Genomic DNA, 248 nt, shown 5'->3' with positions numbered 1-248 from the left:
AATTATTTTAATAATCGTACAAGCTTTTTTTCATTATTTGCATACACTATTCGTAGGATGAAAATCATCCGAAACATAACCCCACCCTATAAATATGAACAGCAAAAAAGGACAGTCAACATACTGTCCTCTTTTTATTTTTCTATGCTATAACATTAGCAAAGAACTCTTCGAACACTAATAACATCTAGACTTGTGACATTAATATTTGCACGATTATCAACCCAAATAAGAAATCCATCTTCTAC

The organism is Bacillus sp. JJ1127, assembly GCF_036965845.1.
GTDB lineage: Bacteria > Bacillota > Bacilli > Bacillales > Bacillaceae_G > Bacillus_A.
The sequence above is the reverse complement of the archived record's forward strand: the minus strand, read 5'-3'. Positions refer to the sequence as shown.